This window comes from Schaalia radingae, from assembly GCF_900106055.1.
In the GTDB taxonomy this organism is placed as follows: Bacteria; Actinomycetota; Actinomycetes; order Actinomycetales; family Actinomycetaceae; genus Pauljensenia; species Pauljensenia radingae_A.
The window spans coordinates 140,425-157,070 of record NZ_LT629792.1; the positions used below are offsets into that span (position 1 = coordinate 140,425).

The following is a 16,646-nucleotide window of genomic DNA, read 5'->3' on the forward strand; positions in this document are numbered from 1 at the left end:
AATCGACGAGGGCGACCGCAGGTGCCTCAAAGAGCCGAGGAACTGAAAGCCTGGCGCATGCCTACAACATGCAGGAAACGCAGCCTTCGACTTCGGTGCCTTCCAGAGCCTGTTGACGGATCCGCATGTAATACATGGTCTTGATGCCCTTGCGCCACGCACGAATGTAGGACTTGTTGACGTCACGTGAGGTCACGGTGTTCGGGTAGAACAGTGTCAGCGACAGTCCCTGGTCAACGTGCTGCGTGGCAACCGCGTAGGTGTCAATGATCTTTTCAGGGCCGATTTCGTAGGCATCCTCGTAGTACTCAACGTTGTCGTTGGTCATGTAGGGCGCCGGGTAGTACACGCGGCCGATCTTGCCTTCCTTGCGGATCTCGATCTTGGAGACGATCGGGTGGATCGACGAGGTCGCGTTGTTGATGTAGCTGATCGACCCGGTGGGAGGAACGGCCTGCAGGTTCTGGTTGTACATGCCGTACTTCGCCACGTCCGCTGCCAGTGCCTTCCAGTCTTCCTGGGTCGGAATGTGGATCGAGGATTTGGCGAGCAGTTCACGGCACTTATCCGTTGTCGGCTCCCACGTGCCGTTGATGTACTTGTCGAAGTACGTGCCACTGGCGTAGTCGGAATCTTCAAAGCCGACGAACTTTTCACCGCGTTCGCGCGCAATCATGCACGACGCCTTGATCGCCTCAAACGCCACGGCCAGAAAGTACATGTTCGTGAAGTCGAGTGCTTCTTCGGAGCCGTAGTGCACGCGTTCGCGCGCAAGGTATCCGTGCAGGTTCATCTGTCCCAGACCGATCGCGTGGCTCATGGCGTTGCCGCGCGCAATGGAGGGCACGGACTGGATATTGGACAGGTCGGACACTGCCGTCAGGCCACGAACCGCCGTCTCGATGGTTTGCGAGAAGTTGGGCGAATCCATCGTCTTGGCAATGTTCAGGGATCCGAGGTTACACGAAATATCCTTGCCCACGTGCGAATACGTCAGATCTTCGTTGAACTCGGAGGCTTCGGAGACCTGCAGGATTTCCGAGCACAGGTTCGACATCGTGATGCGGCCCTTGATCGGGTTGGCGCGGTTGACGGTGTCTTCGAAGACGATGTACGGGTAGCCGGATTCGAACTGGATTTCAGCCAGTGTCTGGAAGAAGCGGCGGGCGTTGATCTTCTTCTTGTGGATACGCCCGTCATCGACCATTTCGCGGTACTTCTCGGTCACGGAAATTTCGCTGAACGGCTTGCCGTAGACGCGTTCGACGTCGTAGGGGCTGAACAGGTACATATCCTCGTTGGCGCGCGCGAGTTCGAACGTAATATCCGGGATGACGACACCCAGGGAGAGCGTCTTGATACGGATCTTCTCGTCCGCGTTCTCACGCTTCGTGTCCAGGAAGGACATGATGTCCGGGTGATGGGCGTGCAGGTAGACGGCTCCCGCGCCCTGGCGCGCACCCAGCTGGTTCGCATAGGAGAACGAATCTTCCAGCAGTTTCATCACGGGAACAACACCGCTGGACTGATGCTCGATGCGTTTGATCGGTGCGCCCGCTTCGCGCAGGTTCGTCAGTGACAGTGCCACGCCGCCACCACGCTTGGACAGCTGCAAAGCGGAGTTCACGCCTCGGGCGATGGACTCCATGTTGTCTTCGACGCGGATCAGGAAGCAGGAGACCAGTTCGCCGCGCGCACGCTTACCCGCGTTGAGGAAGGTGGGTGTGGCCGGCTGGAAACGTCCTGACATGATCTCGTCGATGAGCTTGCGTGCCAGTTCGATGTCGCCGCGCGCCAGGTACATTGCCACGATGACAACGCGATCCTCGAAGCGTTCCAGGTACCGTTTGCCGTCGAATGTTTTCAGCGTGTACGACGTGTAGTACTTGAATGCGCCCAGGAACGTTTGAAAGCGGAACTTGTAGGCGTAGGCCTGCTTGTACAGGTCCTTGATGTCCTGAGGCTCGTACTGCTCGAGCACGTCGCCCTCGTAGTAGCCTTCGCGCACCAGGTACTCGAGTTTTTCTTCGAGGTCGTGGAAGAACACGGTGTTCTTGTTGACGTGCTGGAGAAAGTACTGGCGAGCCGCCTGACGGTCCGCTTCGAACTGAATCTTGCCGTTCTCGTCATACAGGTTGAGCTGGGCATTCAGCGCATGGTAGTCGAGGTCAGTGCTCAACTCTTCTGGGCCGGTGTCGGTGAGATTTTCGACCAAAATTCCTTCAATCCTTCGCGGACTCGGGAGACATCCTCGGACGTGCCGAGAAGCTCGAACTTATACATATGGGGAACGTGTAGCTTTGCAGAGATGATATCGCCCGCCAAGCAGTACGCCGGTCCGAAATTGGTGTTGCCTGAAGAGATCACTCCCCGGCAATATGAGCGGTTGGTGGCATCGTTGAGGAACTTGATGACCTGTTTGGGCACAGCTCCTTTGATATTTCCCCCGCCGTAGGTAGGGGTGATCAGAATGAAGTCGGTGTGAACGTGCAGGAATTCATCATGCGGGTGAAGAGGGATGCGGTGCGCCGGATAGCCCAGTTTTTCGACGAAACGGCGCGTGTTCCCCGTCGCCGACGAAAAGTAGACGATCTCCACCATGACTGAGGAATCTCCTTATATGGACGTGAGAGCCGGTTAAGTGTGTGAGCCTGCGGGCCGAGGGAGGCATGCGCCGTGGATGGTGTGAACCGTCGGTCGTGCCTTCCGCGTCTGACCTGTGCATGGGAAAAGCCCGACACCTGCGAGGTGGCCGGGCTTCACGCATTGATCAGGCTTGGGCGACCCGCAGCGGTGCAGCCTCGGCAGCCATTGCCGCAGCAGCTTTGATGCGGTCGGGGCGGTAGCCGCTCCAGTGGTCCTCGCCGGCGATCACAACGGGTGCCTGCTGGTAGCCCAGTCCCTTAATGTATTCGAGTGCTTCGGGATCCTGCGTCACGTCGATCGAGGTGTATTCCAGGCCCTGCTTGCCGAGCGCACGGTAGGTCGCATCACACTGCACGCACATCGGCTTCGAGTACACGGTGATGGTCATGGGATGCTCCTTTTTCTTCTATGCGCTCTGTGAGGTGGTGGGGATCGTCAGGTTCGGTGCGCGTCCTGCGCGCCTTCTTGATACCCCGAGCCGTAGTGGCTCCGTTGATGTATTAACACTACACCTTGTGGCGCCAAGTGCAAGTGACCACTACATGTTGTGTCTGACTGATGGTGTGCATCGCGCTGTGGACAGGCTGTGGACAGCGAACGGCGGGCCTGTATCTGACAGCTTAAACTCCGGGCGGGCCTGTGGATAGATGGAATCCCAGCGTGGTGCGCAATCCATATATCTAGTGGGCGTGTTGCGATTCTTCGGCGTGTCGCCCCTATATCTAGGGTGGCGGACTGGTTGTCGTACCTCTATATAGGCGCATTCGGGCGCTGCAGCGGTGTCCCAGGCCATCGTTCAAACGCCATCGGGCCCTGCTGTCAGACCCCTCATTGCGGGACAGTCCCTTTCGCTCAGCCTTGGAGCCGGTAGACTTCATGATCTCCCGCCTCCCCGGCACCGGGGACCAGGCGCAGTCCGAGCTTTTCAGCAAGTCGAGCCGAGGCTGTGTTCGCGGGGTCGATAATCGCCACGATCGGGAGCTGTGGGTGGCGGTCGCGTGCCCATTCGAGTGCGGCACTGGCAGCTTCGGTCGCGTACCCCTTGCCCTGCGCCTGTGACGCGAATCGGTAGTAGAGATTCAGGACCGTCTCGTCACCCTCGACCGCATGCCGCACGCCAGTGAAACCGATAGTTTCACCTCCGTAAGTCAACACGACAAAGTAACCGATGCCGTGCTGGTGCCAATCCTGTTGCCACGCGGACGTCAGTTCCACGGCTTCGTCACGGTCTTTCATCGTGAGCTCCGGTCGGTGTCTGTAGGTCAGCGGGTCCGAGTGAATCTTAAAGACAGCGTCAACGTCTGCGTCCTGTGGTGGCCGCAGGCAGAGGCGTTCGGTCATCAGGGGAGTCGAATCTGCCGTCATGTCAGTCATAGTTCTCCTTTGATTGAGGGCGGGCTTCATTGGGGGCGGACTCACCTCGACTACACACTCGGGGCACGAGCCGAATCCACAGCATCGCGCGCGGGGCGACCCGAGCCTGACGCATCAGGCTCCGTTACTGGTTCGCCAACTGCCCGGCGATCTGACTGACAAGCGCTTTCGCCTCATCGAGACGATCCGCCGGCTGCGGACCTACCGAAATGAGCACGTTGGCAACGCGTGCCCCGACGGTCACCTCACGCTCCGTCGCCTCAGCCTGCGTACTGGTTTCCAGCACCCATCCCTGTGAGATCGCCGCATCATCCCAGTTGGACAACGCCAGCGTCGTAGGCGCCCCGCCACCAATCATGACCGTGTACTGCGAGCACTGCGCCGCCAGATCCTCAACGGCAGTCACTGCTTCTGCTGCCTCGTCACCCGACGGTGCGACAGCAACGAAAACCCCCTTCATATCGGCTGCCTGCTCGTCGCCTTCCTGCGGAAGATACAGACTGCGGTGGGGCCATTGGGCGCTCAGAGCTCCGAAAGTATGAGGCCGCCACAGGATCGACGCGCACGCAGTCGGCTCTATCGCCTCGGGTGGCAGATCACTTTCAGCCGCGCCGGTCGGGTCCGCCTTGGTGTCAGCGCCGTCACCGCCCTCACCCTCGGGAACGTTCTTGAGGGTGCGACCGTCAGACAATGGTGCGGCAACTGCAGCGTCCACCTGCTCTTCCGTTAATTCAGCTTCATTGGCGAGGGAGTCCCCATCTGTCTCATCAGATTGCGCACCGGATTGCGCGCCGTCTGATCGTTCGGCGGCAGGGGCGGATGACTGGCTGGAGGCTCCAGAGTCTTCGCCGCTGCCGCCCGTGTCCGGTGAGCAGGCCACAAGCGTCAATGCCAGTGCTCCTGATGCGGCCCCTGCGAACCAGATGCGAACCTGGCGTCTGGAAAAAACGCGTGTCATGGTTGGCTTCCTTACCTCGGTTACTTCACCCTACCGCGCCGGCATGATGGCACGCGTGGCGTTAGGCTGACCGTGTGGAATCCGCGCACACCGCCTCTGATGACCAGTCCCATTCGCGGCGCACGCCTGCACTTTCGCGCGCACGCCTGGCTGACATTGCGTGCGTGTTCCTCGGTGGCATGATCGGTACCCTCGTCCGCGCAAGTCTTGACCATATTGCGGCGGCACATCCCGCCTTATCGGCGCTGGTGCTGGCGTGGTCGACCATTGCGTGCAATCTTGCGGGCGCGCTTATCCTCGGTTTTTGCGCAGGCTCGGGCCGGTGGCTGAGCGCTCGCGTCAACCTTCTGATCGGCACCGGTATGTGCGGGGCGCTGACTACATATTCGACCATGATGCTTGGCGCAGTCACATTCGTCCACAGCCCTCCGCTCGACACCACGACGGGCGCGATGGGCAGAATCCTTGCTGGCAGTGCCATTACCCTCGGCCTGCTTGTCCTGGGGGTAGGTGTCGCCGCTGCCGGCTGGTGGCTCGGAAAAAAGGCGCGGCCATGAGCGCGCTGATGTGGATACTCACCGCCCTTGCCGGCGGGTGTGGGGCCACCTGTCGGTGGCTGCTGTCGGGAGCAATCACGCGGCGACTGAACGCGCCGACGTCTGCCTCGTCAATAAGTCGACATGTGCCCGGCTCGCGCGCCCAGCTCCTGCGTCCACTATGTGGAATCGCGGCGGTCAACGTGATCGGATGCCTGCTGGCCGGCGCATTCACGTTTCTGACGACATGGCCGCACTGGTGGACGGTGATCGGCGTGGGGTTCCTCGGTGCGTTCACGACGTTTTCCACCGCCGTCGTTGACGTGTGTGAAGTGCTGCGAAGCCACCGCACGGCCCTTGGTGCGAGCCTGCTGGTCGGTGTGTGGGCGCTATGCGTGGTGGCTGTCATTGTGGGGGCGGCTGCTGCTTCGATCGCGATGTTTGCTCTGGCCACGGTGAGTGCAGGCGGGTGAATATGGTCACGACTGGGCCGCGACGTTTGCTCTAAACGCGCCGACACTTTAAAGTAGTGATCGACCATCCAGAGCAGCTAAGAGACCTGGCTCGATGACGCTGCAGCAACCCCCGGTCACGGAGAGGGTGCTTCCGCCAGGACCGATGGAGGAACCATGATTGACCTTCACGACGTACGCAAGGTGTATCACTTGCGCGGCGGGAATGACGTTGTCGCACTTGATGACGTGACGCTGCACGTCGATGCGGGCTCGATTCACGGAATCGTGGGTCAATCGGGGGCCGGAAAATCCACACTGATCCGCTGTCTGACCGCCCTCGAACGCCCAACCAGTGGTGAAATCGTGGTCAACGACGTTGACATGACTCAGCTGCGCGGAGCGAAACTGCGTCAGGCTCGCCGGAACTTCGGCATGGTGTTTCAGGCAGCCAACCTGCTCGATGCGCGCACGGCGGCAGAAAACATTGCATACCCGCTGCAGATTGCGCGTCGCCCGAAGAAAGAAATCGACGAGCGCGTTGAAGAACTCCTGACCATGGTGGGGCTGCAGGGACGCGGCGGCTCCTATCCGTCGCAACTGTCAGGGGGCCAGCGGCAACGCGTCGGCATTGCGCGCGGCCTGGCTGGAACTCCGGCAGTGCTGCTATGTGATGAGCCGACCTCCGCACTCGATCAGGACTCAACCGGCCAGATCCTCGATCTGCTGCGCGACCTGCGCGACTCACTGGGTGTGACGATTGTGATCATCACGCACGAGATGGCGGTTGTACGCGAAATCTGTGACTCGGTGACACTGCTCAACCACGGCGGCGTCCTCCAGAGTGGAACGATCGAAGAGATCATGAAGGATCCGTCCTCGCCGTTGGCTCAGGAACTGGTCCCCTTGCCGAACGTGGACGATGCCGTGATCCCGGAAGACCGCGCGCTGCTGGACCTGATTTTCACTTCAAGCCCCGGTGTGCCCACCGGTGCCAGCGTGCTCAACATGAGCGCGTCGATGGGTGCCGACGTGACCGCAGGGGTTTTCGAGTCCATCGGATCAACACAGGTGGGACGCCTGGCGCTGTCAGTGCCGCGCTACCACACTCAGCAGATCCTTCAACAGCTTCATGACCAAGGTATCTACGCGACTGAAAGGCTGGCATGATCATGAATCATGTACTGCTTGCTGCCCACATCGGTGTTGCACAATTTCAGTCCGCCATGATGTCGATTGCAGCAGACAAACCCACCTGGGGTGACAACCCGGCACTGACCAAGCAGTTCCTGCCGGCAGTGTGGGAAACTCTTGTGATGACCGGCGTCGCCACACTGGTGACCGTGATCTTCGGCTTGCCGCTTGGACTGCTGGTCGTCAACACGTCGCGCCACGGGCTCACGCCCAACCGCATCGTGCACCAGGTTCTCGGCGTGATCGTCAACGTCGGCCGCTCATTCCCATTCATCATCCTGCTGATCGCGATTGTGCCGCTGACCAGGTTCCTGGTGGGAACCACGCTCGGCTGGAAAGCCGCGATGCCGTCCCTGATTATTGGTGCCATCCCGTTCTTTGCACGACTGGTGGAAACAAACGTGCTGGCCGTTTCACGCGGCAAGATTGAAGCAGCCCAAATGATGGGCGCATCCAACCAGCGCATCTACTGGGGTGTCCAGGTTCGCGAAGCTCTGCCTGCCCTGATCCAGTCGGTGACTGTCCTGGCGATCACGTTGATCGGCTACTCGGCAATGGCCGGAGCGGTCGGTGCCGGTGGCCTTGGAAAGCTGGCCATCAACTACGGCTACAACCAATTCATGCCCGACGTCATGCTGTGCGCAGTCGTTGCGATCATCATCATCGTCCAGGTGATCCAGATGATGGGTGACATGATCAGCCGGCTGGTGGACCACCGCTGAGGCACTACCAGCCGGCACACACCGCGGGCACTGCCCGCATCAGATTTCATGCGCGGCACCCGTCGCATCTGACCCGCAATACGCCTGCAACATGAGTGGAGTGCATTGCATCAACGGGAACGTCACCCTCGTTCATCTCACATGCTTCAGCGCAATTGAAAAAACCTGAAAACTTGACCATTCTGAATTTAGAAACGGTCTGCATTGGCAGACCGGCAACATGATTGGAGAAACTCTCATGCGTCTATCTCATCTGAACACACGCTCTTTCAAGGCCCTCGCAGTGTGTGGCCTGGCAGCATCCTTCGCTCTGGCAGGCTGCGGCGGCGGCAACTCAACGGAATCAGCCACCAGCGGCTCGGCTGACGCAGCAGCATCAGGCGAAGCAGGCGGCGCAAGCGGTGACGTCATCAACCTGACCGTCGGCGCCAGCCCTTCACCTCACGCCAAAGTCCTGCACTTTATTCAGGACAACCTGGCTGCTGAAGCTGGCATTAACCTGGAGATCGTCGAGTACACCGACTACCATCAGCCGAACGTTGCGCTGAACAGCGGTGACCTGGATGCGAACTTCTACCAGACCCCGAACTTCCTGGATGACCAGGTCAAGGAATTCGGCTATGAGTTCGACCAGGGCGAGGGCGTCCACATCGAGCCGCTCGGTATCTTCTCCGAGAAGATCAAGGACCTGAAGGATTTCCCCGATGGCGGCAAGATCGGCATCATCTCTGATGTGACCAACCAGCGTCGTGCACTCGAACTGCTTGAAGCCAACGGATTCGTCAAGATTGCCGAGGGTGACGAGGCAGCCAACATCAACTCTGTTGAAAAGCTCAAGAACTTCGAGTTCTTTGAAGCCGAAGGCGCACAGCTGGTACGTTCACTGTCTGACGTTGACATCGCCGTGATCAACGGTAACTTCGCGCAGGAAGGTGGCCTGACCATCAATGGTGACGCACTGGTTGCCGAGCAGGGTAAGGGAAGCCCGTACACCAACTTGCTCGTGTGGAAGAAAGATCTGTCTGGTGACAAGCTCGAAGGTGTGAAGAAGCTTGACGAGCTGCTGCACTCCGACGAGGTCCGCACCTTCTTCGAAGAGAACTGGTCAGACGGCACCGTCCTTCCCGCGTTCTAAGCAGCTTGCTGGCACTGCTCCAGACAGTGTGCTGAGCAGTGCCAGATAGGGCTGTCCTCCTGATAGTAACGGCAGCCACTGCTTTACGCGGTAGCTGCCATTCAAGGGAGAAACTTCATAACAGATGGGGGCGGCGCACTTCGCGAACGGAAGTGTGCCGCCCCCATCAGTACATTTTCCTTAGTCGATGATGCCGTACAGGCGGTCGCCGGCATCGCCCAGGCCGGGTACGATGTAGGACTTCTCGTTCAAGCCCTCATCAACGGCGGCGAGTACAACGGTGACATCAGCGCGATCACCCACGGCTTTTTCCACCTCATGAATGCCTTCCGGCGCCCCCAGAATGCATACGCACGTCACATCACGGGCGCCGCGTTCCAGCAGGTAGTTCGTCGCGGCTACCATCGTGTGGCCGGTGGCGAGCATGGGATCCAGAATAAAGCACTGACGGCCCGACAGGTCGTCCGGCAGCCGATTCGCATAGGTTTCAACCTGAAGCGTATCCTCGTCACGCTTCATACCCAGGAACCCAACCTCGGCGGTGGGCAGCAGGCGAGTCATCCCGTCGAGCATTCCGAGGCCTGCACGTAGGACGGGAACGACAATCGGACGTGGATCGGACAGTCGTGCCCCAACGGTGGGACACACGGGAGTCTCAATTTCGATATCTTTCACGGCAACGTGACGTGTTGCCTCGTAGGCCAGCAGGGTGACGAGTTCGTCAACGAGCTGGCGGAATGTTGCCGACGGAGTGCGGCTGTCTCGAAGAACAGTGAGCTTGTGGTCAATCAGCGGATGATCAGCGACATGTAGGTGCATGGTTCAAGCGTACCGCGCCGGACATGCCTGAGGCGATCGAGTCGTTACTGTTGTCCTTCTCCGCTGGCGCGGTAGGCTTACCTCGTGACGGTCGACGAATCATGGTCCCAGGCGATGGGACGCGCACTGTTTCTGGCGAACCGTGCCCGCGAAGCGGGCGATGTCCCTGTCGGAGCGGTGGTCCTGGACCCGCACGGCACGGTCATAGGGTCAGGCTGGAACCAGCGGGAAACGACCCACGATCCCAGTGCTCACGCTGAAATTGTGGCGCTGCGTCAGGCCGGCCTCGCGATGGGCACATGGAACCTTGCGGGATGCACCCTGGTTGTGACCCTCGAGCCTTGCACGATGTGCGCCGGAGCGGTGGTCAACTCGCGCGTCGACCGCCTGGTATTCGGCGCGTGGGACGACAAGGCCGGAGCTGCCGGTTCGCTCCGCGACGTCGTGCGTGACGCTCGTCTGAACCACACAGTGGAAGTGATCGGCGGAGTTCTGCGCCAGGAAGTGGAAGTCCAGCTCAAAGGATTCTTCTTCGAGAAGCGCTCAGATGCGCTTCATGAAGGTCGCTCCCCACGAGTCACGTCACACTCGGCCGCCGCTGCCGCACTCCCGCCGGCCTCCCGCTCATCATCAACGAGGAAGACGCCGAACGGCCCTGATACGACAGTGCCGCCCGCATCGCCTGGTGAGAATCTGCTCCCGAAAGGAGTGCGCCTGCGAGGTCGCAAACGATCCTGACGACGGGCACCCGGCAACGTGTTTTTGGCCACGGTTAGCCGCCAGATCGCTGCTGAAGTAGCGTTGGTCGACGGATTTCGTGTAATCTGACTGGCCGAGGTAGCGTGTCCGAGCGGCCGAAGGTGCAGCACTCGAAATGCTGTGTGGTGATAAGCCACCCTGGGTTCGAATCCCAGCGCTACCGCGGCAGGCCCCAGTAATCCTTGTGATGCTGGGGTTTTTCGTTGGAATACCGCGGTTTCGCGCCGACCCGCGTTAAGCCGACACACGCCTACAAACGCCGGTATTCGCCTATGATGAGAACCTGAGCAGAACCTGAGCAGAACCCACATGAGAGGAAGCAGGGCAGGGATTATGGCGCGCGGCGGAGTAGGCACAGTCATCAAATACCCCATAAAAGGCGGAGTACGATACAAAGCCGTCGTGCAGCATCACGGCAAAAAATATATCGAGGGCGGTTTCCTCACCGCCGCGAAAGCCCGCACCCGCGCGTGGCGCATGAAGGAGGAACTCCTAGACGGCACCTACCTATCCCCGCGCGAGAAAGCGCAGCAAGAAGAATCCGCCGCGAGTGCGACTATTACCGTGCGAGACTACGCCGCGCAGTGGCTTGACAGGTGGCGCAGCATGCAGGCCGACGGCAGGGTCTCCGCAAATACCATCCGCACCTACAAATCATGCGTCCGCCATTACGTGCTGCCAGCGCTGGGAGATAGGACGGTCGCTAGCCTATCGGAGGAGGACATACGCGAGTGGTATGCGAGCGTGGCACCCGGAAAATCAGCGTCTACGCGGGCGAATGTTTACCGGGCGATGTCGTCGATGATGCGAAGCGCCGTGGAGGACAGGCTTATACCGGTGTCACCGTGTCGTGTGCGTGGAGCGGGGAGCACGCGCCCCGGTGATAATCAGCGCGAGCAGTACTATTTCACACACAGCGAGTTTTTGAATCTGATCGGGGCGCTGGAAGCCTCAGACATGCCATCATACGCGGGAATAGCCGCGCTCCTGTACTACACGGCGTGCAGGCCGTCTGAAGCGCGAGCGCTTAGGGGTCGGGATTTTGATTTCGAGCACGCACGCGTGTGGTACGGGTCGGGCATGCAGCGTAGTGAGAGCGGGGAGGTGGTGGAGGGCCCGACGAAAACCCGCCGCGGCCGATGGGCACCCATGTGCCACCAGCTCGTGGAGTATGTGAGGCCTATCGTGGAGCGGGCGGAACGCGACGAGTGGGTTTTTCACGCCCCGGGCGACGTGTCGCAGCCCGCGAGCGATAAGCATGTGAGCCGGCGCGCGCGCCGCGCGCTGGACAGTATCGGGCTTGAGCGCGCGGAATTATACGATTTGAAGCACACGTGCTTGACAAATTTGGGGCGGGCGGGCGCCTCGCTCAAGGAATTGATGGATTTGCCTGGGCACTCACAGATCGAGACGGTGCTGAAATATCAGCTGTCGGATTTTGAGCGGGTGGCTAGTGCGGTGGGTCGGATGGCAAACAACCTCAAATAGTGTGACCTATCCCGTATATGCGCCGGCCATAAAAAAAGATGGCCCCGCGCTGAAACACCCACAATAGGGCGCTCAGCGCGGGGCCAAACCGCACAAAAAACTTGCTCACTGCTCGGGGTGTAGTCGCCTGATCGTCTCATCCACCTCACCAAAACGGCGTTTCGTCTCCGTCGACAAGTCACGCACCTCACTGCGCGTGTCGTTCACCCGTTGGTGCAGCAGTTCACGATCCCTCACCGCGTTCTCCGACGCGCTACGCAGGTCCTTACGGATCTCTAAAATACGTTCCTCGCTTTGCCTATCACGCTCAGCCTGCTCATGCTGATCCTCACGCATATGCCGATCTTGCTCTTCTAGTTTTTCTCGGATTTCGCCCATCATCCCACTAATCCGATCCAAATCATCCCGAAGATTCAAATCGTGATTATTCGCGACTTGGTCGTGTGTCGCGTCAGCAGTTTTTGCGATTCTTGCGAGTTTTTCCTCAAATTTTTTCGTCAGGAGCTTCACGATCACAGTGATCCCACCTAGCAGGGTGCAGGCTAGGGCGGTGATCGCAGCCACGATTTCGGGGGCGTTGAGCACGGCCATCACTGTTTCTGGGACTTCAGTACTGCTCATACGCGTTCTCCATCAGCTAGGTGCTTGGGCTTGTACCTTGCTTGTTGCCCGTCGCGTGTTTCGCCGCCGGGTGTAATGATGCCGAGCCAGTCCAACACGCCGAGGCGCTTCAAAATGTGGAACGCTGCCGTCGCATACCCGAGGATGATACCGGCTTGCGTGCAGATGAGCTGCCACGACAGGGGGTAGGCTCCTGCCCACCACACGCCCACGGCGAGCAGCACAGCAGCGACGATCACGATCAACTGGCGACGTTTAGCCGTCCACCATGGTTTATCTATGATGGCTTGGACGGGGGGCCAGATGACGCCTACGATGATTGACCACACGAGCGGGTCGATATTCAAATTCAGCTGTAAAGCGCTCAAAAAATCCATAGCGGTCACCTTCTTGCGTTCTGCTGGTTAACCGCGCGCTGCAAGGCGCGCACAGTTTCCACACCCATGTACCCGTCTACGCTCACGTGGTAGTAGCGCTGCATAGCTCGCACCGTGTCCATGCCCGTGATACCGTCAGACTTCACACCAAACGCCCGCTGCATGCAGGCTATGAGCTGAGAGCCTTCCGCTGTGTCGCCTTCCCACTGCCAGCCGCTGCCGTCCCAGTCAGCCGCAGGCAGGAAAACGCGGTTCGGCGCATACTGTGAGCTGACAATTCCGTCCACGGGAGTCCCGTTAATCCGCTGCAACGCCCTAGTGGTCGCTTTGCCCCACTCACCATCAACCGCGAGCGTGCCCTCCGGTACGACGCTACGAGCGGGCGCACTATATGGCGGGCGAATCACCGCACACACAGTGTCAAACGACCTCACGCGGCGCGCGACCACACCACCGTTAGACTGCGACCCATACGACCCCGTGGACGTATTACCCTCAATCGTCTGATACGACCACACATACTTCACTTCCACAATGCCGATATGATCGGCTTCCCCATCATCATCCCAGTCGAAGCACACGAGATCACCGGGTTGCGCGTCCTCACGTAGGACAAGCCACCCATGAGCGCGCGCCGTGTTGACGCGCCCGGGCACGTACGCACTATCAAAACCCGTGATCCCGGCTCGCCTGAGGCACCATGTCACAAACATGTCACAATACGGCACGCCACTCGCCGCGAAATACGCGCCGTGCCGCGTCGCGTAGTCACGCCCGTATTTTGATCCCTCAGCTGGATCATCCCACCGCGAGTACCCCAGCTCACCAGCAGCGATTCTGAGGACATCATTCCCCGTCGCCATATTCCACCTCCACAATCTCAGCCGTATCCGCGGGCGACCCCGCGCCCGTATCCCCATGCCTTAAAAGCGCCTCAAACTCCACGCGCCCCTCGTTGTTTTCTGTTCCTGGCATCAAAGACCCCCTCCGTCTCCCTGGCGTTTCCGCGCACACAAAAAGCGGGACACGAATCACGCCCCGCCAAAAAAGTTTTTTTCTACTAATGCTCCGCGCCCTCAAAACGCGCGAGCCCCGTGCCCGCGCTGGGGCTTGGTGGGGCAACCCCGCTGAGCGCCTCCTTCTCCACGCGCTCACGCTCCGCACGCTCCACGGCCGCTTGCTCTAGGCCTTCGCACATTGCGTTGATCAGCGCGTCGAAAAGCCCACCCGCACGCACGTAGTCAGCAGCGAGCCTCGCCGCTTGACGCTCAGCCACGCTACGCACGTGCCGGCGCTCCTGCTCGCGCTCCACTGCTTCTTGCAGGCTGTCTAGTTTTTCGCTTGGCATACCATCAAAATCCACCCCGAGCCCCTCCCTCGTGTTCTAGTTGGTCCAGTATTGGATCATGTTCAGTGGCACGTAGTCCCACCTCGTCCACACGCTGTTCCCGCCGTGGATCTCCAGATTCCCGTTCGCCCGCACGTATACTTCCGACTTGTGCGCTGCTGATGGGAAAACCAAATCTGTCCTCGGGCGCACGGATTCGGGCAGAGTGCAGATCAGGCTGATGCTTTTACCGTCCCACTGCCCGGTGGTGAGCCGGAGTACGCCCTGAAACATCACGTGCGGGCCGATCGTGTAGATCCTGAATCCGCCGAACGACTGGTCGGCTTTCCACCCCGCGGTCAGGCTCGGGGTGATCATGCTATGCGCCGGCACAGCGTGAATAATCGGCTGGGGGGTAATGCTCATTCCTTGAGTTCTCCTTACTCGTTGGCGGTCCACACCATCGGGCCTGTCAAAAGACCCGAAAACGCGTCATTAATCAGCGTGACACGCCCGGCCACGCGAATCTTCACCTCACCCGTAGTATCAATAAAAAGATTCGCCGTAGCCGCGATCGAATTCCCAGCCATGATGGTCACAGGCGTATACACGGGCCCACTCGGCCTATACCCCGCGGGGATTAAATACCCGAGCCCAATCCACCCTACACCCGGGTCCAGCAGCCAGTTCCCGCGCGTAGGCCTGAAAATCAGCGACTCCGTGACAACAAGACTCCCAATTTTAATAAGCTTGTTGGCGGATTTGAGACCATTGTCAGATAGCGGCGCGCTGGTCTGAATGGGTGGCACAGCGTGGATGACCGGCATTTTACTCATCAGCGTCTCCTATTTTCCGGGCTCATACCAAATATCCTGAGGCTGCATATACTCAGGCCTCACGCTTCCGCACCACCACACCATGGGAGCGTCAGGACGCCGCACGAAAGCGTTCGACCCGTGCTTTACCCATGTTGACGTGGCCGCGCCACCCCACGCGCCCATGATGATCGCACGCCTGTTCCACACCATCACCAGCACGCGCTTACCCTCGGGCGGGGCCACCAGCGCGTCCACAGGCCCAGCCAAAGGCTCGCTCATGCCGTCCAAGCGTACGCGCACAGGCGACGCGCTCGTGACTGTACCCCACTGGAATGAGGGCACAAGATCCACGCGCTTCGACAATTTGGCGATCGTATCTACCAGATAGTCCAAGCCAATCACAGGTCCACCACCTCGCGAATCGTCGTCTTCGCCAAAGCCGACGCATCCAAACTCATCCCCCATTTTTGGACGACAGCGCGCGCCACCACTCCCTGCGACGAAAACTCAACCAAGTCGTTCGGCTGCAAGGGCACGGGCAGGTGTTGGAACTCAATACTCGCGGCGGGCGTGGACCGGTCGATCAAACGCCGGTTCGCTAAATCGTCTAAAACCTGCTGCCCCGTCGCCTCAACACCCGTCTCCACGTGGGTCACCCACCGGCCCCGTGCCTCATAAGAAAACCGACTCTTGGGGTCTTCATTCAACGCCGACGCGGTCAGCGCGGGCTTATCACCCTCAGCCTGCCCCACGAGCACGACCTTATTGGGTACGCCAGCGAGGTCTTGGTCACGCTGCCACGCAGGCAGGTGAATACTAGCGTCGCCTTCCGTGAACCGCCACGCCGCCGGCCTTTGCGCAGGCTTCACATATGGCTCCACGCGGAACTGCCCCAACCCATCAACCCACAGGCTCCAGTAATTAATGCTCTGTAGTAGGTCGTTGATGATGGTGAGTTTCGGCGTCCCAGCGTCCCACACGAGCACACCACGAGTCCGCTCCACACTATGCGTGATAGCGACCCTATCCTCACCAGCACCCCGGATCAGCTGCTCTACTACGCTGGTCACGAGTGTTTTTTCAGGCAGACTATACGCCCGCTCCACACAATCCTCATCCAAAACCGTCAATTTTGAGAGCAGGTCGACTTGTCTTGACGCGCCGCTTACGCTCATGCTCATGGTCGGAGCAGCGAGCAGCCACACGCCCAGCGGAAGCACCTCGCCGGACGCCAGCTCATAGGTGATACGCACACGATCAGATAGCCAGTCAACCTGTTGACCACGGTCAACCATGTTCAGTTGACCCGACCCGCGCAGTCTGGTTGTGGAAGTGAACTCGATGTTCCCGCCGGTCACGCCGCGCAGCCTACCGCGCAGCATGTCACGCCTTGTCAGCAAATCCACACGAAACGAGGCTT

21 protein-coding genes, 1 tRNA gene and 1 riboswitch are annotated in these 16,646 nt (G+C 59.7%); of the genes, 8 read left to right on the forward strand and 14 right to left on the reverse strand.

Annotated elements, in window-relative coordinates; translation table 11 throughout:
- Positions 1–61 precede the first annotated feature (61 nt).
- From nrdE to BLT69_RS00590, 5 genes are all read right to left on the reverse strand, one after another.
- On the reverse strand, positions 62–2,215 hold the full coding sequence (nrdE, locus tag BLT69_RS00570; RefSeq protein ID WP_058237672.1) for a class 1b ribonucleoside-diphosphate reductase subunit alpha: 2,154 nt from the start codon (positions 2,213–2,215) through the stop codon (positions 62–64).
- Positions 2,176–2,601: a class Ib ribonucleoside-diphosphate reductase assembly flavoprotein NrdI gene (nrdI, locus tag BLT69_RS00575; protein WP_058237673.1), complete on the reverse strand. Its 426-nt coding sequence runs from the start codon at positions 2,599–2,601 to the stop codon at positions 2,176–2,178. Before nrdI ends, nrdE begins: the two co-directional genes overlap by 40 nt.
- 169 nt (positions 2,602–2,770) lie before the next feature.
- Entirely contained in the window at positions 2,771–3,034 is a 264-nt protein-coding gene (gene nrdH / locus BLT69_RS00580; RefSeq protein ID WP_058237674.1) for a glutaredoxin-like protein NrdH, read from the reverse strand.
- 464 nt (positions 3,035–3,498) lie between these two features.
- Positions 3,499–4,020 carry a GNAT family N-acetyltransferase gene (locus BLT69_RS00585; protein WP_257590347.1) on the reverse strand — a complete coding sequence of 174 codons (522 nt, stop codon included), beginning with the start codon at positions 4,018–4,020 and terminating at the stop codon, positions 3,499–3,501.
- Positions 4,021–4,144: 124 nt separating this feature from the next.
- On the reverse strand, positions 4,145–4,978 hold the full coding sequence (locus BLT69_RS00590; protein WP_092648080.1) for a hypothetical protein: 834 nt from the start codon (positions 4,976–4,978) through the stop codon (positions 4,145–4,147).
- A 74-nt stretch (positions 4,979–5,052) separates the two neighbouring features.
- On the opposite strand from BLT69_RS00590, the gene BLT69_RS00595 reads away from it, so the two are divergent.
- The 5 genes from BLT69_RS00595 to BLT69_RS00615 all read left to right on the forward strand — a co-directional run bounded on the left by BLT69_RS00595 (position 5,053) and on the right by BLT69_RS00615 (position 9,017).
- Entirely contained in the window at positions 5,053–5,535 is a 483-nt protein-coding gene (locus BLT69_RS00595) for a fluoride efflux transporter FluC (RefSeq protein ID WP_092648081.1), read from the forward strand.
- Entirely contained in the window at positions 5,532–5,987 is a 456-nt protein-coding gene (locus BLT69_RS00600; protein WP_092648082.1) for a fluoride efflux transporter FluC, read from the forward strand. Before BLT69_RS00595 ends, BLT69_RS00600 begins: the two co-directional genes overlap by 4 nt.
- 61 nt (positions 5,988–6,048) lie before the next feature.
- Positions 6,049–6,139, forward strand: a riboswitch (SAM riboswitch).
- 4 nt (positions 6,140–6,143) lie between these two features.
- A complete protein-coding gene (locus BLT69_RS00605; protein ID WP_070728038.1) occupies positions 6,144–7,136 on the forward strand; it encodes a methionine ABC transporter ATP-binding protein in 993 nt (330 codons plus the stop codon).
- A 2-nt stretch (positions 7,137–7,138) separates the two neighbouring features.
- The gene (locus tag BLT69_RS00610) at positions 7,139–7,882 is read left to right on the forward strand and encodes a methionine ABC transporter permease (RefSeq protein WP_371935795.1); all 744 of its coding nucleotides are present in this window, start codon (positions 7,139–7,141) and stop codon (positions 7,880–7,882) included.
- A gap of 220 nt (positions 7,883–8,102) precedes the next feature.
- On the forward strand, positions 8,103–9,017 hold the full coding sequence (locus BLT69_RS00615) for a MetQ/NlpA family ABC transporter substrate-binding protein (RefSeq protein WP_257590348.1): 915 nt from the start codon (positions 8,103–8,105) through the stop codon (positions 9,015–9,017).
- 180 nt (positions 9,018–9,197) lie between these two features.
- On the opposite strand, the gene upp is transcribed toward BLT69_RS00615, so the two are convergent.
- Positions 9,198–9,836, reverse strand: coding sequence for a uracil phosphoribosyltransferase (upp, locus tag BLT69_RS00620; RefSeq protein ID WP_070728044.1), 639 nt, complete (start codon positions 9,834–9,836; stop codon positions 9,198–9,200).
- 84 nt (positions 9,837–9,920) lie between these two features.
- On the opposite strand from upp, the gene tadA reads away from it, so the two are divergent.
- The 3 genes from tadA (at position 9,921) to BLT69_RS00630 (ending at position 12,083) form a co-directional block, all read left to right on the forward strand.
- The gene (gene tadA, locus BLT69_RS00625) at positions 9,921–10,574 is read left to right on the forward strand and encodes a tRNA adenosine(34) deaminase TadA (RefSeq protein WP_257590349.1); all 654 of its coding nucleotides are present in this window, start codon (positions 9,921–9,923) and stop codon (positions 10,572–10,574) included.
- 98 nt (positions 10,575–10,672) lie between these two features.
- Positions 10,673–10,758 (forward strand) — tRNA-Ser (locus BLT69_RS10740).
- Between the two features lie 239 nt (positions 10,759–10,997).
- Positions 10,998–12,083, forward strand: coding sequence for a tyrosine-type recombinase/integrase (locus tag BLT69_RS00630; RefSeq protein WP_162272384.1), 1,086 nt, complete (start codon positions 10,998–11,000; stop codon positions 12,081–12,083).
- 105 nt (positions 12,084–12,188) lie between these two features.
- Here the strand turns inward: BLT69_RS00630 and BLT69_RS00635 are convergent, their stop codons facing one another.
- The 8 genes from BLT69_RS00635 to BLT69_RS00670 form a co-directional block, all read right to left on the reverse strand.
- Positions 12,189–12,674 carry a hypothetical protein gene (locus tag BLT69_RS00635; protein WP_157886264.1) on the reverse strand — a complete coding sequence of 162 codons (486 nt, stop codon included), beginning with the start codon at positions 12,672–12,674 and terminating at the stop codon, positions 12,189–12,191.
- A 26-nt stretch (positions 12,675–12,700) separates the two neighbouring features.
- Positions 12,701–13,081, reverse strand: coding sequence for a hypothetical protein (locus BLT69_RS00640; RefSeq protein ID WP_092648086.1), 381 nt, complete (start codon positions 13,079–13,081; stop codon positions 12,701–12,703).
- Between the two features lie 5 nt (positions 13,082–13,086).
- Positions 13,087–13,944 (reverse strand): CHAP domain-containing protein, encoded by an 858-nt coding sequence (locus tag BLT69_RS00645; protein ID WP_092648087.1) that lies wholly within the window; start codon positions 13,942–13,944, stop codon positions 13,087–13,089.
- 197 nt (positions 13,945–14,141) lie between these two features.
- Positions 14,142–14,429: a hypothetical protein gene (locus tag BLT69_RS00650; RefSeq protein ID WP_157886265.1), complete on the reverse strand. Its 288-nt coding sequence runs from the start codon at positions 14,427–14,429 to the stop codon at positions 14,142–14,144.
- Between the two features lie 36 nt (positions 14,430–14,465).
- The gene (locus tag BLT69_RS00655) at positions 14,466–14,834 is read right to left on the reverse strand and encodes a hypothetical protein (RefSeq protein ID WP_092648089.1); all 369 of its coding nucleotides are present in this window, start codon (positions 14,832–14,834) and stop codon (positions 14,466–14,468) included.
- 14 nt (positions 14,835–14,848) lie between these two features.
- A complete protein-coding gene (locus BLT69_RS00660) occupies positions 14,849–15,244 on the reverse strand; it encodes a hypothetical protein (protein WP_092648090.1) in 396 nt (131 codons plus the stop codon).
- Positions 15,245–15,253: 9 nt separating this feature from the next.
- Complete coding sequence (locus BLT69_RS00665; protein ID WP_092648091.1) at positions 15,254–15,628, reverse strand: hypothetical protein; 375 nt, start codon at positions 15,626–15,628, stop codon at positions 15,254–15,256.
- A complete protein-coding gene (locus tag BLT69_RS00670) occupies positions 15,625–16,608 on the reverse strand; it encodes a hypothetical protein (RefSeq protein WP_162272385.1) in 984 nt (327 codons plus the stop codon). Before BLT69_RS00670 ends, BLT69_RS00665 begins: the two co-directional genes overlap by 4 nt.
- Between the last annotated feature and the right edge of the window lie 38 nt (positions 16,609–16,646).

Excerpts from the sequence above, each read along its gene's own strand:
- nrdI (WP_058237673.1), bottom strand. The coding sequence starts at position 2,601 with ATGGTGGAGATCGTCTACTTTTCGTCGGCGACGGGGAACACGCGCCGT.
- nrdH (WP_058237674.1), bottom strand. The coding sequence starts at position 3,034 with ATGACCATCACCGTGTACTCGAAGCCGATGTGCGTGCAGTGTGATGCG.
- BLT69_RS00585 (WP_257590347.1), bottom strand. The coding sequence starts at position 4,020 with ATGACTGACATGACGGCAGATTCGACTCCCCTGATGACCGAACGCCTC.
- BLT69_RS00590 (WP_092648080.1), bottom strand. The coding sequence starts at position 4,978 with ATGACACGCGTTTTTTCCAGACGCCAGGTTCGCATCTGGTTCGCAGGG.
- BLT69_RS00600 (WP_092648082.1), top strand. The coding sequence starts at position 5,532 with ATGAGCGCGCTGATGTGGATACTCACCGCCCTTGCCGGCGGGTGTGGG.
- BLT69_RS00605 (WP_070728038.1), top strand. The coding sequence starts at position 6,144 with ATGATTGACCTTCACGACGTACGCAAGGTGTATCACTTGCGCGGCGGG.
- BLT69_RS00610 (WP_371935795.1), top strand. The coding sequence starts at position 7,139 with ATGAATCATGTACTGCTTGCTGCCCACATCGGTGTTGCACAATTTCAG.
- BLT69_RS00615 (WP_257590348.1), top strand. The coding sequence starts at position 8,103 with ATGATTGGAGAAACTCTCATGCGTCTATCTCATCTGAACACACGCTCT.
- upp (WP_070728044.1), bottom strand. The coding sequence starts at position 9,836 with ATGCACCTACATGTCGCTGATCATCCGCTGATTGACCACAAGCTCACT.
- BLT69_RS00635 (WP_157886264.1), bottom strand. The coding sequence starts at position 12,674 with ATGGCCGTGCTCAACGCCCCCGAAATCGTGGCTGCGATCACCGCCCTA.
- BLT69_RS00640 (WP_092648086.1), bottom strand. The coding sequence starts at position 13,081 with ATGGATTTTTTGAGCGCTTTACAGCTGAATTTGAATATCGACCCGCTC.
- BLT69_RS00645 (WP_092648087.1), bottom strand. The coding sequence starts at position 13,944 with ATGGCGACGGGGAATGATGTCCTCAGAATCGCTGCTGGTGAGCTGGGG.
- BLT69_RS00650 (WP_157886265.1), bottom strand. The coding sequence starts at position 14,429 with ATGCCAAGCGAAAAACTAGACAGCCTGCAAGAAGCAGTGGAGCGCGAG.
- BLT69_RS00655 (WP_092648089.1), bottom strand. The coding sequence starts at position 14,834 with ATGAGCATTACCCCCCAGCCGATTATTCACGCTGTGCCGGCGCATAGC.
- BLT69_RS00660 (WP_092648090.1), bottom strand. The coding sequence starts at position 15,244 with ATGAGTAAAATGCCGGTCATCCACGCTGTGCCACCCATTCAGACCAGC.
- BLT69_RS00670 (WP_162272385.1), bottom strand. The coding sequence starts at position 16,608 with ATGCTGCGCGGTAGGCTGCGCGGCGTGACCGGCGGGAACATCGAGTTC.